At 51.6% G+C, this 16159-nt stretch carries 12 protein-coding genes; 11 read left to right on the top strand and 1 reads right to left on the bottom strand.

The genetic code is table 11. From position 1 onward, the window contains the following. Positions 1-28: 28 nt before the first annotated feature. Positions 29-1354 carry a TolC family protein gene (locus V3U24_02675; protein ID MEE9166355.1) on the bottom strand — a complete coding sequence of 442 codons (1326 nt, stop codon included), beginning with the start codon at positions 1352-1354 and terminating at the stop codon, positions 29-31. 338 nt (positions 1355-1692) lie between these two features. On the opposite strand from V3U24_02675, the gene V3U24_02680 reads away from it, so the two are divergent. The 11 genes from V3U24_02680 to V3U24_02730 all read left to right on the top strand — a co-directional run bounded on the left by V3U24_02680 (position 1693) and on the right by V3U24_02730 (position 16153). Next, positions 1693-2529 (top strand): sigma-70 family RNA polymerase sigma factor, encoded by an 837-nt coding sequence (locus V3U24_02680; GenBank protein MEE9166356.1) that lies wholly within the window; start codon positions 1693-1695, stop codon positions 2527-2529. 23 nt (positions 2530-2552) lie between these two features. Further along, a complete protein-coding gene (gene rpsU / locus V3U24_02685) occupies positions 2553-2720 on the top strand; it encodes a 30S ribosomal protein S21 (GenBank protein MEE9166357.1) in 168 nt (55 codons plus the stop codon). Between the two features lie 624 nt (positions 2721-3344). After that, the gene (gene glmM, locus V3U24_02690) at positions 3345-4691 is read left to right on the top strand and encodes a phosphoglucosamine mutase (protein MEE9166358.1); all 1347 of its coding nucleotides are present in this window, start codon (positions 3345-3347) and stop codon (positions 4689-4691) included. After that, positions 4688-5593 (top strand): deoxyribose-phosphate aldolase, encoded by a 906-nt coding sequence (gene deoC / locus V3U24_02695; GenBank protein MEE9166359.1) that lies wholly within the window; start codon positions 4688-4690, stop codon positions 5591-5593. Before glmM ends, deoC begins: the two co-directional genes overlap by 4 nt. Before the next feature lie 81 nt (positions 5594-5674). Continuing rightward, complete coding sequence (locus V3U24_02700) at positions 5675-7144, top strand: aldehyde dehydrogenase family protein (GenBank protein ID MEE9166360.1); 1470 nt, start codon at positions 5675-5677, stop codon at positions 7142-7144. Positions 7145-7305: 161 nt separating this feature from the next. Next, positions 7306-8169, top strand: coding sequence for an aldehyde dehydrogenase family protein (locus tag V3U24_02705; protein ID MEE9166361.1), 864 nt, complete (start codon positions 7306-7308; stop codon positions 8167-8169). Between the two features lie 67 nt (positions 8170-8236). Continuing rightward, positions 8237-9649 carry a 23S rRNA (uracil(1939)-C(5))-methyltransferase RlmD gene (gene rlmD / locus V3U24_02710; GenBank protein ID MEE9166362.1) on the top strand — a complete coding sequence of 471 codons (1413 nt, stop codon included), beginning with the start codon at positions 8237-8239 and terminating at the stop codon, positions 9647-9649. 812 nt (positions 9650-10461) lie between these two features. Beyond that, positions 10462-11589: an ion channel gene (locus tag V3U24_02715; GenBank protein MEE9166363.1), complete on the top strand. Its 1128-nt coding sequence runs from the start codon at positions 10462-10464 to the stop codon at positions 11587-11589. A 12-nt stretch (positions 11590-11601) separates the two neighbouring features. Further along, on the top strand, positions 11602-12108 hold the full coding sequence (locus V3U24_02720) for a cyclic nucleotide-binding domain-containing protein (protein ID MEE9166364.1): 507 nt from the start codon (positions 11602-11604) through the stop codon (positions 12106-12108). 47 nt (positions 12109-12155) lie between these two features. Continuing rightward, complete coding sequence (locus V3U24_02725) at positions 12156-14804, top strand: valine--tRNA ligase (GenBank protein ID MEE9166365.1); 2649 nt, start codon at positions 12156-12158, stop codon at positions 14802-14804. After that, on the top strand, positions 14801-16153 hold the full coding sequence (locus tag V3U24_02730) for a hypothetical protein (GenBank protein MEE9166366.1): 1353 nt from the start codon (positions 14801-14803) through the stop codon (positions 16151-16153). The genes V3U24_02725 and V3U24_02730 overlap by 4 nt, the downstream gene beginning before the upstream one ends. Positions 16154-16159: the final 6 nt, after the last annotated feature.

Here is a 16159-nt window from a genome sequence, read left to right on the forward strand (position 1 = left end):
GATACCTTACATGATTGTCACTCTTGCTTCATCCTGATTTGCCCAACAACGCGTCAAGCTGTGCTTGAAGAATTTTCCTGTCGTAGATGGCCCGCACCAGGGAACTGTTTGCCCTGGCCACCGATAGTTGAGCATCCAGAACATCCAGGATCGTCGCGGCCCCTAAATTGTACCTCTCCCGGGCCAGCCGCTGATCCTCCTCCGCCGACTGTCTGGTCTCTTCAAAAATGGGAATCATCTTGTCCAGATTACTGAGTTGTCTCATGGTAAAATCGAGCTGAACCTGAAGATTTCTCAGAAGTGTCCTCTGATTCTCCCTTTCAATTTTGTACTCCAACCGCGAACCTTCAACCTGCGTCGACCGGGAGAATCCGGTGAAGAGGGGATACGAAACGGAAAGGCGTGTCTGGAGCCTCCAGTGCTTATCCACATCGGTGTAGAGCTGATCAAAGGCCGTCGATGATCCATCATAGCCCACTGAGAGGGACAATGTGGGAAAATACCCGGAACGCGCTATCTTCAAAGCCAGAGCTGAATTGTCCACTTGCATCTGCTGAGCGAGTAAAGATGGATTGGTCTCTGTCACCTTTTTCCAGACAACGGGGAAAGATTCCATGGGAACCGGATTCACCTCAGGATTGTCCAAGACGGAAAATTCCGTCCCCACCTCCAGACCCATCGCATTCGCAAGTTCATTGAAGGAATTTGTCGTCGCGGCCTCCTGATTGAGAGCGTCCACCTCCATATTACCCAGCTGGACCCGCTGCTTCAACAGGTCCGTCCGGGCAACGGCCTCCACCTCATACTGGTGCTTCACAAGTTCCAGCTGATGTTTCGCCAGCTCCACGGACTGCCTCGATACTTCCAGAAGCTGCAAATTCTTCAAGTATTGATAGAACGCTTTTTTCACCTCCAGGATAACGGTGATCCTCGTCTGAGTCTTAGATATGTTGGTGTATTCATACAGGGTATTTGCGGCGGCTATCTGATTCCACCACCTCCCACCATCGTAGATGGTCTGATTCAGGGAAATTCCCCCGGAGTAGTATTCACTCTCCGGGACGGTAAATGCGATTTCCGGGTTGACATAGGATCCCTGGTTCAGATAGCCCGCCCTGTAGCTCACGGTGGGCAGTATATTGGCCAAAGATCCCTTCACTCCAGCGAGCGAAGACTGAACTCTCAGACGCGCGATGCGTATGCCGGGTTGATTCTCCAGAGCAACGCGGATGCAGTCGCTCAGTGTGTAGACTGGCTGTCCCAACAGGGCGCCTCCAGTCAGGAATGTGAGAAATGCCAGCAGATAACTGGAGAATTTCGACCCTGGCGAAACGGTATGATTTGAGAAAAACATCTGGTCAGGATAGCCTACAGGAGAATTTTCCCCCCTGGTTAGATAAAGAGAGTCGTTCCTTTTGACTCACAATGCCCGAAAAAGTTAAAAGTTTCAGGTGTCATCCATCTGGTCTGCCGGCAGACCTCTCATTTCCAGCCGACTACTGCAATCATTTAAATTAGGAATATCCCGCCGAATTCCATCGCAAAGAATTCTCTTCTCGCCCGTTCCCCGGGAGCAGGTCAATATTTTTTCTGACGCCGGGTCCTTGAAAGTCTCGAAAATGTAGCGTAAATTACAATACTTTGTCGTAAACAAACGAAATGAGGCGCAAACAAGCTGACAGGGAGTGTTAGATGCCAACTGACGCAAACAGAAGTCTAAGCCGTTATCTCGAAGAAATCGGAAAGTTTGAACCCCTCGCTCCCCAGAGGGAGATTGAACTTGCCCAACGTGTCAAACAGAATGACCTCCAAGCTTTGAAGGAACTCACGGAGGCAAATCTTCGCTTCGTGGTCTCTGTGGCAAAGGATTACCAGGGCCAGGGACTCCCTCTGACGGATCTCATCAACGAGGGGAATCTTGGCCTCATCAAGGCTGCGGAAAGGTTTGACGAAACCCGAGGGTTCAAATTCATTTCCTACGCCGTCTGGTGGATTCGCCAGTCCATTTTGCAGGCTCTGGCGGAACATTCCAGAATCGTCCGCCTTCCCCTCAACCGTGTGGGTACCATCAGTAAGATCACGAAGGCGGCCGAGGATCTTGAATCGGATTATGAGCGTCCGCCCAATGAGGATGAGATTGCGAAGCGGTTGGAGATGCAGTCCGATGAAGTGACGGACGCTATCCGAATCTCGAGAAGGCACCATTCCCTTCACGCACCCTTTCGGGATGGAGATAAGAACTCCCTCATGGATGTTATCAAGGACAACAAACAGACACCGCCAGACTCGCTCCTTATGACGGAATCCCTGAAAGAGGAAATCCGGAGCTGCCTGGAATCCCTGAAGGACAGGGAGCGGGATGTAATCAAGATGTATTTCGGTATCGACCGGGACTACGCCCTCACCCTGAATGAAATTGGAGAGGAGTTCAGTCTCACTCGTGAGCGCGTGCGCCAAATAAAAGAGAAAGCCATCCGTCGACTTCGCCATAAGTCTCGCAGCAAAGCGCTCAGGACCTATCTGGGCTAAAAACGTGGAAAGGAGGTAACGAATTGGTTCATGTCACAGTTCGTAAGGGTGAACCTCTTGAGCGGGCTCTCAGACGCTTCAAGAAAAAGTACGAAAAGGCAGGCATACTGAGGGAGGTCAGGAGAAAATCATATTATCTGAAACCCAGCGCGGCCAGACGAGCAGGGAAAGGGAAGTCGAGACGGTACTGACCCCCGGGTTCATGAAAAGTATCCGTCCACCTCAACGTGGATGGATTTTTTTGTCAAATTTAATCCCACCGTTATCTTTCCCCATCTTAACTTGTCGCGTTCTCGGCCTTAGCGCATTCCATTCGGCCCTGATAATCCTCCACCAAGAAGACCAGGACCTGGAGGGATGAGGCGCAACAGTTAATGGATCGCGAGATCATACTTGAAAAAGAAAACATTGAATCCTGTTTTTAGCCTGGACTATTCATTAGCCACATCCCGACTTGATCGGGAAAGGGTGAACACAGAGTATATCAATTTGATACTAAAAACCTTATGATAATTCATTTGAAATCAATTCTTGCGACTATTTTAGACACGTCATCTTTCTCTAACCTTATGTTAATTACGCTTCTCTGTGACCTCTGCCTGTCCCATTGGATGCGAAGCCATTCTATCGGGGTGGCTTCGTGGTGAATCTCATCTCAAGATCCTTTGGAAGATCCTGTGGATCTCATCTCAAGATCCTTTGGAAGATCCTGTGGATAATCCGGGTTAGTACGTTGTCATCAGTCTTCCGAGATCTCCAAAGTGTCTTCGCGGGCCGGGCGGCTGACGAATAGAACGGGATAAATAGGGTTATCGATGCTAATCCAGGGTGTCTCCGGAGTTCGAGGTCTGTTTCCCTCCGATCTTGACGCTCCCCTTGCAAGAAGGTATGCCGTTGCCTTTCATCGCTTCTGCGGTGCAGGGGCTCTGGTCGTGGGGCGGGATACCCGGCGTTCAGGTGCAAAACTGATCTCCGCTATCCTCGATCTGTTTGAATCGGTGGGAAGGGAAATTCGGGACAGCGGCATCTGTCCCACTCCCACCGTGCAGTTCACAGTTGAGGATACCGATGCCGTTGGGGGGATCGTGGTGACGGCGAGCCACAATCCGGGAAACTGGAATGGTTTGAAATTCATCACCGGGGACGGTTGCTTTCTGAACGCGGAAGAATTCGAACGTCTCAGCCAGCTGTTCGGGGAAAATGAAGAGCTCGAAAAGCTTTCCGGAGATGAACTCGGAACCTACTCCAGATTTGACGGGGCAATCCGGCGGCACGTGGACCGGATACTTGCCGTGGAGTGGATTGATGTGGAAGATATCAAAAAGCGTCGTTTCTCGGTTGCGGTGGATACCATAAATGGTGCGGCAAGCGAGGCACTGCCCATGCTGCTGGAGCAGCTGGGCTGCCGGGTGGTGAGGCTGAACTGCGATTTCTCCGGAAAGTTCGCCCATCCGCCGGAACCTCTCCCTTCCAATCTGGTCACTTTGAGCGAAACCGTCAAAGAACACCATTGTGACGTGGGACTTGCCACCGATCCCGACGGGGACCGGCTGGCCGTCGTTGATGAACGGGGCCAACCCCTGGGGGACGAATATACCCTCGTACTGGCGGTGGACGATTTCTTGCGCTCAACGGGATCCAGCGAGACCATCGTCACGAACCTTTCCACAACTCAGGCGGTGGACCGCGTGGCAACGACCTATGGGGCAAACGTTAAACGTTCCGCCGTGGGAGAGATCAATGTGGTCGAGCTGATGAAAGAGGTGAATTCGCCCATAGGCGGTGAAGGGAACGGAGGGGTGATTCTTAGAGACGTCCACCTGGGACGAGATGCACTGGTGGCGGCGGCATTGGTGATGGACAGAATGGAAAAGTCTGGCGAACCCCTGAGTACCATCTTTCAAGGGTTTCCCAGGTATTGGATGGTAAAGGACAAAGTTTCTGTTTCAGGTGTAGATTTAGATGACGCGTTCAAGGCGATCTCTGAAACTTACTTTGACGCAGAGAAGAATACTCTTGACGGACTCAAGCTGCTCTGGCCGGATCGGTGGGTTCACATCCGCTCGTCAAACACGGAGCCAATAGTGCGCGTCTACGCGGAGGCACCCACCAGAGATCAAGCTCAGCAACTGGTTGCGGAGGTTAAAGAAAATATCGCGTGACACCAGCAGATACAGTTGTTAAAGTAGCGCGCCCCATAGATCAGATTGGTGTAGAAGAACGAGCAGCTCGTCTGTTCAAGAGGAGTATCAAGAAGGAATCCAAAATCGATGCCTTGAACACGATCCTGAGCATGATTGATCTAACGACTCTGGAGGGGAAGGATTCACCCGGTAAAGTGAAACAGCTCTGCTACAAAGCTGCCCACCTGCATGACCAGTTTCCTGGATTGCCCACGGTGGCAGCGGTATGCGTATATCCAACAATGATCCCCGTGGCAAAAAAGGCACTAGAAGGGACGGAAATCAAGGTAGCCTCGGTAGCCACGGCATTTCCCAGCGGAATGGCCTCTCTGGAGGTCAAACTGGAGGAAGTCGAGAAAGTTGTCAGCGACGGCGCTGATGAGGTGGACATGGTCATTTCCCGGGGTCGGTTTCTGCGTGGCGAATATGCATTTGTCAGTGATGAGATTGCGGCAGTGAAACAGGCCTGTGGTTCCGCCACTCTGAAGGTCATTCTGGAAACAGGCGAGTTGGTTACCCTGGATAATGTCCGCAAAGCCAGTGATATTGCCATGCATGCCGGGGCAGATTTCATTAAAACATCAACCGGGAAGATATATCCGGCAGCCACCCCACCGGTGGTTCTGGTCATGCTGGAAGCCATTCGCGATTTCTATTACGACACAGGTCGACAAGTCGGCATGAAATCGGCGGGGGGAATCAAAACGGCCAAACAGGCTGTTCAATACCTGGTCATGCTGCGAGAGACGGTTGGCCAGAGTTGGATGACACCCGCCCTCTACCGGTTTGGTGCCAGCTCGCTGGCGAATGATGTTCTCATGCAGATTGTCAAACAATCTTCGGGTGTCTATCAGTCCATGAATTACTTTTCCGTTGACTAATAATGGAGACATTTGACAGATGGATTCATTCACTATCTTTTTCTCCTGGTGTGAAATGCCCCCGGATAACAAGGAAGCGTCATGAAAGCAGGTGAGCCCAGAATCGATTTTGATACGGACTGGACCTACAGTCCGGCGCCGGAAAGTAAAGATCATATCGGGTTGAAGGACCGGTACGACTTATTCATCAATGGTGAATTTCAACCGCCAAAAAATGGGCGCTATTTTGATACGATTAATCCAGCGACGGAACAAAAACTGTCTGAAGTGCCCGAGACTACACAGGCTGACGTGGATGCGGCTGTCCTGGCGGCAAGAGAGGCGTATGAAGCAGGATGGTCCAGAATGGCGCCATCGACGCGAGGTAAATACATTTACCGTATTGCCCGTTTGCTCCAGGAACGGGCACGGGAATTTGCCGTCATAGAATCGATGGATGGAGGCAAGCCGATTCGTGAATCAAGAGATGTGGACATACCTCTGGCAGCAGCCCACTTTTTCTATTATGCCGGTTGGGCGGATAAGCTCGAGTATGCTTTCCCCGGACGTCGTGTGAGGCCAATGGGCGTGGCGGGACAGATCATCCCCTGGAATTTTCCCATCCTGATGGCCGCATGGAAAATCGCTCCTGCGCTGGCAACCGGCAATACTGTCGTTCTCAAATCGGCGGAAACGACTCCACTCACCGCAATGAAACTGGCGGAAATCATTCAGGAAGCAGATCTGCCACCGGGCGTTGTAAATATTATTACAGGAGGGGCGAGAACCGGCCAAATGATTGTCAATCACCCTGATGTGGATAAAATTGCCTTTACCGGTTCGACTGAAGTAGGGAAGTATATCCAAAGGACTCTAGCCGGCACGGGCAAGGCATGCACTCTGGAGCTGGGCGGTAAAGCCGCCAACATTGTTTTTGAGGATTCGGCCATTGATCAGGCGGTGGAAGGAATCGTAAATGGCATTTTCTTTAATCAGGGACACGTCTGCTGTGCAGGCTCCCGTCTCTATGTTCAGGAAGGCGTTGCCCATGAGATCATCCAGAAACTGAAGGATCGGATTGCAACGCTCATAGTGGGGGATCCCCTGGATAAGAATACGGATATAGGTGCCATCAACTCCAAACCGCAGTTGGAGAAAATACAAACTTATGTGAAGATTGGTGTCGACGAGGGAGGAACCCTGTACCAACCTCGGTGTGACCTGCCGGAAAAAGGCTACTGGCACCCTCCCACATTATTTACGAACGTATCTCAATCGCACCGCATTGTTCAGGAAGAAATCTTTGGACCCGTACTGCCCATCCAGACCTTCAGAACCGCAGATGAAGCGATTGAAAAAGCTAACAATACACCCTACGGCCTCTCGGGCGGCGTATGGACCGACAAGGGATCCAAGATTTTCAAGATCACAAAAGAAATTCGAGCAGGCGTCATCTGGGCGAACACGTTCAACAAGTTTGATCCGTCTTCCCCGTTCGGTGGCTATAAAGAAAGTGGTATGGGGCGTGAAGGGGGTGTTCCTGGTCTGTTGCCTTACGTAGTGCTCGTGTAACGAGTGAGTCATGTACAAAGAAATTGACCGATCACAAATCCCCGTAAGGTCGCTGCGCTCCCACCTGCCCGCCCTTCGGGAGCAGGCGGGCGGGGCAGACGCATCAGGTTCGACGTTTTCCTTTCCGAAGGATCCTGCGGAGGAGAAAATGAGGATTTGTCATGGGTAAGCGACTGGATATTCGAAAAACCTACAAGCTTTACATTGATGGAAAATTCCCTCGGACGGAGTCAGGAAGATATTACAAGTGGACAGATCCCAAAGGTGGGCAGGTCCTGAATATTTGCCGGGGTTCCCGGAAGGATTTTCGGGATGCCGTAGTGGCTGCACGAAGGGCATTTGCTCCATGGGAAGGGCGAACCGCTTACAACCGGGGTCAGATCATCTATCGTATTGCTGAAATGCTTGAGGGTCGTCGGGATCAGTTCGAGGTTGAACTCACCCTTCAGGGAGCGACTCGAAAGGAAGCACGGCGGGAGGTTGAGAACACCATTGATCGACTGATTTATTACGCTGGTTGGGCTGATAAATATCAGCAGGTTTTCAGCAGTGTAAATCCAGTTGCCATGCCCTACTTCGACTTTACCGTTCACGAGGCGACAGGTGTGGTGGCCGTTATCGCTCCTGAAACGTCATCATTGTGGGGGCTTGTGTCACTGCTTGCTCCAGTTGTAGTCGGCGGGAATACATGTGTTGTTTTGGCGTCCAATTCGCATCCGCTCTGCGCGATTACCTTTGCGGAGGTGCTTCAGACATCCGATCTCTCTCCTGGTGTGGTCAATATGATTACCGGAATGCGTTCAGAATTGCTGGAACACTTCGCCTCGCACATGGATGTCAATGCCATTGTGTATTGCGGGGAGAATGCCGATGAAATCAAAATGGTGGGGGAGAAATCATCATTGAACGTAAAGCGGGTCGTAACACTGACCGACAGCGGTTGGAACAGAAAGACAGCACAGGGACCTTATCATATTCTGAAAACACAGGAAATAAAAACAACCTGGCACCCGGTGGGCATATGAAGTGAAGTCGGTAAGAGTCGGTGTTGCCTCATCGCTGGACTTTCCAACCCAATAAACCACAATAGAAATTCCCAGGCCAAAAGTAGGTGATGAACTACCACTGACGATTGAATCAATCGCCTACGGAGGGAAAGGCGTTGCCAAAGCGGGAGATTTCGTGGTCTTCGTCAAGCACGGACTTCCTCAACAAAAAGTCCTTGCTCGAATTGTCAAGCGGAAGAGCGGGCATGCTGAGGCCGTACCGGTGGAAATACTTCAACAGTCACTACAGGCAGTCCGGGCCAAGTGCGACCATTTCCCCACGTGCGGCGGTTGTGCGTTTCAAAACCTCGACTACGCTGCCCAACTAGAAGAAAAACGGAAACAGACCCTGGATCTTTTCCGTCGCATGGGCGGAATCCACTCCGTCAAACTGGACAGGGTGGTTGCGGCGGAAAACCCCTTCCACTACCGGAACAAGATGGAATTCTCATTCTCCAACCGACGTTGGATTCTGCCCGATGAAGATCAGGGAGTGGACGCCACGTTCGCTCTGGGACTCCATGTGGCAGGACGATATGAAAAAGTCCTGAACATAGACACCTGCTGGATCCAGAAACCGATAGCCAATGAGATTCTCAAAAGTGTCAGAGAAACGGTCCTGGAGAATGGCCTGGAACCGTACGACATCCTGAAACACACCGGCTTTGTCCGGAATCTCGTTATCCGGGTGGGAGAGAACACGGGGGAAGTCATGGTAAATCTGGTGACCTCAAGAGAAGAGCCGGACCTGCTCAGACCCGTGGTTGAAAGGCTCACAACAGATTTCCCTCAGGTTGTGAGCATCGTGAACAATATCACCCGGCGAAAGGCTGCCGTGGCTTACGGGGAATGGGAGGTTTTGCTTTTCGGACAGCCCACCATTCGGGAGGAACTGGGCGGATACACGTTTGAAATCTCCCCCAACTCGTTTTTTCAGACAAATACCGCTCAGGCCGAGAAACTCTACAAAGTGGCGCTGGAGTTCGCCGACTTTTCTGGAGATGAGATTCTCTACGACCTCTACAGCGGCTCAGGGTCTACGTCGTGCTGCGCGGCTTCGCACGTGGGACAGGTTTACGGGTTCGATGTGATCCCTTCCGCCGTTCAGGATGCTGTACGCAATGCGATATCAAACGGGCTTTTCAACTGTCGTTTTTTTGAGGCAAACCTGGACAGGTACTTCCGGACAACCTCCATATTAAAGGAGATTGAGAAACCGGATGCTGTCCTGGTTGACCCGCCGAGAGCGGGAATGCATCCGAAACTCGTGAAAGACGTGATCAGGATGGCCCCCCGAAAGATTATCTACATCTCCTGCAATCCTTCCACTCAAGCCAGGGATGTGGCGGTGTTCACGGAGGGCAAATACAAGGTGAGAAGCCTCGCAATGGTGGACATGTTCCCCCACACGCCCCATATCGAGACGGTAGCCCTTCTGGAGAGAACCGGAAGTGTTTAGAAACAATACGAACGACACCCCTTTTCAGTCAGGGCGCATTTCACGTCGATCATTCATCCGCAAATGGCGTCAGGAAACCTGCGAGACCTTGCGGCTGTCGTCAGATCAGGTTGCTCCCCTGGAACTTCTGTTCCTTACACTCACCACACATTCTCGTGGTGGAATTGTTCGGACTGTGTTTTTTTCTCGTACTTTTCTTAGCGTAAGAAAAGTACTGCAAAAGAAACTTGGCTAAAAACAATTTGGGCGGGGCTGCCTGCGCCCGTGGGAATCAATTGAACTCCCCCTCCCGACAGGTCGGGAGGACTCAGGCAGTAATTGATTCTATTCCACGGCCTTGGCATCCCTCTAATTGCCCAAATTATTTTAAGGCCACTGATGGTGCCGATGAATCGGCACCAAAGAGAATAAATCGGCCTAAAAAGCGTCCCGCCAGAATTCGTGGAGGCGGAGACACGGAACATCTCAAGATCCTTTGGAGAATCCATGACTGTGTGAGACCGCCAACAGGCGGGCGAGTTTCATGGATTCCCGTGGCTCCAGCCGATACGGGCGGGAGGATTTTTCAGCCGGAGTTCTTTTCCAGCGCTTTTCTTACGACTAAGAAAAGCGCGAGATAAAGCCGTATTCTACATGATCCTACGAGCCAAATTTCGGAGAGATCATGTATGCAAGCGACATAAGTCGCTCAAGTATTGTTCAGATTGAACAATGGTCACAAGACTTTACGTGCTTACGTATCGTCACAAATGAATTGACTTTCCTCGGGACTATCAGTAACATTTTTTCTTGACGGGGCTTAAATTCGCGCGATGAGAAAAGAACTGAGAAATGTGATCCGAAACAGGTTTTTCCAGATCATTTTTGGCATATATACCGTCATGTTTCTGGGGGGCTGGGGCATTGGTCATTTTGAAGAAATGCGGGAAATCACCCACGGGGTCAATCCTTTTTGGTGGGCCATCGTGACAATGACCACTGTGGGCTATGGCGATTTTTCCCCGGAAACATCTGTCGGTCGCATGATCGCCATTTTCATTATGTACGGCGGAATTCTTTTGACCGCCCTCCTTACGGCCACCATCTCATCCATTTTCGTAGCGAAGCGTATTCGGGAAGACAAAGGGCTGGAAAAACTTGACGTCACGGGTCACATTGTGATTTGCGGCTGGCTCAGAAACGCCGACATCCTCCTCGATTCCCTCCAATCACTGAGTGAAGATAAGACGGTGCAAATCGTTCTCATAAATAATGAACATGAAGACCTGATCGCCAGCATCAAGAACAAGTACCGCGGGTTGCAGATCAGGCCCGTGCGGGGAGATTTCACAAGGGAGACCATCCTTGAACGGGCGAACATCAAAGAGGCCTCCACTGCCATCGTTCTTCCCAGCGATTCCCCGGAAGGGGGAAGTCATCCCGATGAAAAGACGATCTTCGGCACATTGACGATCAAGACGCTGGCACCGGGTGTCCGCGTGGTGGCATATATCACGGAAAGGGAAAACCTGACGCACATCCGGAGGGCCAATGCCGATGAAGTGATCCTGAGCGACGATTTCGGTGCCTATATGGTCGCTGCCCACGTCGCTGAACCGGGCGTTCCCCAGACCATTGAAGCGTTATTGGACGGCCGTTCTCCTTCACGCTTCCACCGGGCAGACGTTCCGGCTGAGTTTGTGGGCAAATCGTATACGGAACTCTTTGATCATTTTCGCCAAAAGCACGGATGGATTCTCGTGAGTACGTTCTCGGAAGAAGAACATTTTGGAATCGGGGAGATCCTGGCATCGGATACATCTGCCCTTGATGTCTTTATCGAAAGAAAACTGACGGAAGCGGGTCGCTCCCTGACCGAAAAAAGCAAAGCCTCGGTGGTCGTGAATCCGGGACCGGACTATACCATAAAGAAACGTGAGAGGGCTGTTGTCGTTCTTTGACGGAGTAACCGTATGAGTGACCTGAAAGATCTCGCGCAGTTTCGAATCTTCCGTCATCTCACAGAAGACCAATTGAATACGTTTCGCCAGGCGGTACGAATCAAGAAATACCCGGCGGATGACCTCATTTTCCAGGAGGGAGAGGTGGGGGATTCCATCTATCTGTTGCTGGACGGGAAGGTGGAGATCAACCAGGCACTGACGCTTCAATTGAGCAAAGGGAGCTACGACACCCGGGAGAAAGCTATCATCAACCTCACCAGTGACATGCACCCCGTCTTCGGGGAAATGTCCCTTCTCGGAGATGATGACAGACGAACGGCAACCGTCAAAGCTATGACGGTTTGCTCCATGGCAGTTATCATGAAAAAAGACCTCTTTTCCATCTGCGAATCCGATCCCCTCCTCGGTTATCAGGTGATGAAAAACGTGGCCAATATTGTAACCGATAATTTGGTAAAGGCAAACCAGAATGTATTGAAGCTGACCACCGCTTTCAGCTTGGTCCTCGAGAAGTGATTGGCGGTTCCCGTTCAACGCTTGACATATAGGCCCAGATAACTTCCGTGACCGATTTTCAACAGCTTTCGAAAATCTACGATCCCGTGGATGTGGAAAGCCGGTGGTACGGCGTCTGGATGGAGAAGAATTATTTTCACGCATCTGTCTCGGAAGAGAAGACACCCCATACCATCGTCATCCCCCCTCCCAACATCACAGGCAGCCTCACTGTGGGGCACGTTCTGAATAACACCATCCAGGATGCTCTCATCCGCCGGGCCCGCATGAGGGGGAAGGAAGCGTGCTGGATACCAGGCACGGACCACGCCTCTATCGCCACCGAGACCAAACTGGTCAAGATCCTCGCAAAGGAAGGAATCGAGAAGCAGAAACTGGGTCGGGAAAACTTTCTGAAGCGGACGTGGGACTGGAAAGAGGAATACGGTTCCCTAATCACCGAACAGCTCAAGCGACTCGGATGTTCCTGTGATTGGCAGCGGGAACGATTTACCATGGACGACAGCTATTCCCGTGCCGTCATCCATGCCTTTGTCACTCTCTACAAAAAGGGATACATCTATCGGGGAAAGAGACTTGTGAATTGGTGCCCCAAGACAGAATCGGCAATTTCAGACGAGGAGGTCATCTACAAGGAGGTCGACGGTCATCTCTGGTATTTCAAATATCCCGTGAAGAACAGCGATGAGTACGTCACGGTCGCCACAACACGTCCCGAAACCATGCTGGGCGACACGGCGATCGCCGTCCATCCCGGGGACGACAGATTCCGGCATCTCGTGGGAAAAACGGTGATCTTACCCCTTGTGGGCCGGGAGATGCCGGTCATAGAGGACAGCTATGTGGACCCGGAATTCGGAACGGGATGCATTAAGGTGACACCCGCACACGATCCCAATGACTTCAAAATGGGAAGAACACACAACCTCGAGATGGTCAATATTCTGGATGAAAAAGGCGCTATTAATGAAAACGCTCCGGAGGAATTCCAGGGACTGGACCGTTTCGTCGCCAGGGACCGGGTGGTAGAGAGAATGTCGGAACAGGGCCTGGTGGAAAAGGTGGAAGATTACCATACAAGCATCGGCTACTCGGACCGGGGCAACGTGCCCATCGAACCCTACCTGTCGGAACAGTGGTTCATGCGCATGTCAGAGCTGGCCAAGCCGGCAATCGATGCGGTGCGGGAAGGAAAAATCAAGTTTCATCCCCATCACTGGGTCAAGACCTACGAACACTGGATGGAGAATATTCACGATTGGTGCATAAGCCGACAGTTGTGGTGGGGCCACCGTATCCCCGTATGGTACCACAGGCAGACGGACGAGATCTACTGCGGCGCAAACCCGCCGCAGGATTCGGAGAACTGGGATCAGGATCCAGATGTCCTAGACACCTGGGCGAGTTCCTGGCTGTGGCCCCTGGGTGTACTCGGGTGGCCGGAAGAAACCGATGACCTTCGCTATTTTCATCCAACCGCTGATCTGGTGACAGGAGGCGACATCATATTCTTCTGGGTGGCACGCATGATTATGGCGAGTTTCGAATTCGTGGGCGAGGTACCGTTCAGAAATGTCTATTTCAACGGCATGGTTCGCGACGTCCAGGGCCGGAAGATGAGCAAGTCTCTCGGAAATTCACCCGATCCCCTGGCCATCATCGACTCGTATGGAGCGGACGCCCTCCGGTTCGGGATCATGCTCATTGCGCCTCAAGGCCTCGATATTCTGTTCTCCGAACAGAGAATAGAGGTGGGCCGGAACTTCATGAACAAGCTCTGGAATGCTTCCCGCTTCGTGTTGATGGCCACGGAAGACGTTGAAGCGAAACCGCTGACCCAGCTGGATCAGGCGAAGCTTGATCCCGCGGACCGATGGATTCTCAGCCGCCTGAACCGGACCGTCTCTTTCGTGAACACCGCATTTTCTTCATACAGGTTTAACGAAATCGCCAAGCGGATTTACGATTTCACCTGGTCCGATTTCTGTGACTGGTATGTGGAAATAATCAAGTCGAGGCTCTACGGAGATGACGAGGAAACCAAATCGATGGCGTTGAGCGTTGCGGTTCATGTGGTTCGAAATATTCTTAAACTTCTCCATCCTTTCGCCCCGTTCATTACCGAGGAGATCTGGCAGAAGCTCAACACCGCGGCTCCCCTTCTGGATGAAGGGACCGATCTCATCGTGTCTGCCTGGCCCTCCGAAGACGACACGCTGGTAAGCGAGGACGTTGAATCAGAATTGAAACTTCTTCAGGATGTGGTGACGGGAATCCGGACCATCCGCGCTGAAATGAATGTCCCCCCCGGGAAGAGGGCGGATCTCCTGGTGAGAAGCGACAACGGAGAATTCATGAAAACTCATGCGCAGGTGCTGCGTCACCTGGCCAAAATTGACAACCTCACGGTAGACCCCGCTCTGGACAGGCCCCCTCACTCGGCCACGGTCGTCATTGGGAACATGGAGCTTTTTGTTCCATTGAAAGGGTTGATCGACGTTGAAAAAGAGAAAAAGCGGCTGGCCGACAAAATCGAGAACCTGGAATCGAGGCTCGACACGGTAAGGGGAAAACTTCAGAATGAAGATTTCGTCCACAAAGCACCCGATGAAATTGTTGAAAAGGAAAAAAAGAAACTGGGAGACATGTCAGATAGCCTCAAGAAACTCAAAAGAAACTACCTGGTCCTAAAATGAAAAAGGCTCTACTACTCTTTCTGCTGGCCGCCCAGGTCTTTCCCCAATCCGGGGATGCGACGCTTACCCTGTACAAGGACGGCTTCGGATTGGTGAAACAATCGGTTGAATTCAAGGTGAAACCGGGACGAAATGCGATCCGTTATGCCAGACTGCCCGATAAAATCGAATCTCAATCTCCCTTTCTGTCATTGCCGGAGGCTGAGATCATCTATCAGAGATTCAACCACAACAGGTTTGACACGTTCGGCTTCCTGGCGAATCACCTCGGCCAGAAGGTGAAGATAAAGCCTGTCCATGGGTGGTGGTCATTCAAAGGAAAACTCCTGAATATCGAAGGGAAGTGGATGACCATAAGCAGATGGTGGTCCACACGCATCGTTAATCTCGACGAGGTGGTGAGAATCTCCATTGGGGGAAAGAAGATAATTCCCTCGGTGAGCCCGGAGTTAGTCTGGGAGGTCAGCACGAACAAGAAAGGAGACCTGGCCGGGGATCTCATCTACATCGCCCGTGGCTTTGATTGGGATGCTGACTATCGACTGGTTGTTTCACCCGATGAAAAAGCGGGAAAGCTCTCCACCTATGCGATTGTAAAGAACGAAACAAATCTCACATTTTCCGACTCAAGGGTTGAACTGGTGGAAGGGGAACTTCGACGAATTTCAAGGAGGACGCCCTCGAGACTCCGCATGGAAAGACCGATAAGAGTGGAAGGGGTCACCGCTGTCGAGCCGATGGTCTTTGATCACGAGACTCTGGGTGACTATCACTTCTACACCCTTTCTGAGGCCCTCACCGTACCAAACAACGAGGCCATTACAGTTTCGCTCTACCCGGAAAGGCAGATAGAATTCACCCGCCTCTACCGATTCGAGAACAGGGAACGGTCATCAAGCGATGAGCCTCTCACGGTGGAACTGAGCTTTGAAAACGTTGAGAAGAACAACATGGGCCTGCCTCTCCCCGCGGGTTCCTTTCAGATCTACTACACGACGGACGAAGGGAACATCAAGTTCGCCGGGGAAGATTTTCTTCGGCAGGTGGCGGTGGGAGAAAAAGCGAGTGTCATTGCGGGAAGGGCATTTGACGTCCTGGGAAATCGGACAGTGGTGAATTACAATCGAATGAAAAAAAGCGAGGAAGCCACAATCCAGGTGGAAATCAAGAACAGACGTAAGGATCGTATAGCCGTTCAACTTAGGGAACATATCACCGGCGACTGGGTAATTCGGGAATCCTCACACGATTACAAGAAAACAGATGCCCAAACGGTTCAGTTTGACCTTTCACTGCCTCCCGGGAGAACGGAAAGAGTGACGTATACATACCGCAAGGCGTGGGAGTAGATTCCA

It is taken from the genome of Candidatus Neomarinimicrobiota bacterium (genome assembly GCA_036476315.1).
Taxonomy (GTDB): domain Bacteria; phylum Fidelibacterota; class Marinisomatia; order Marinisomatales; family S15-B10; genus JAZGBI01.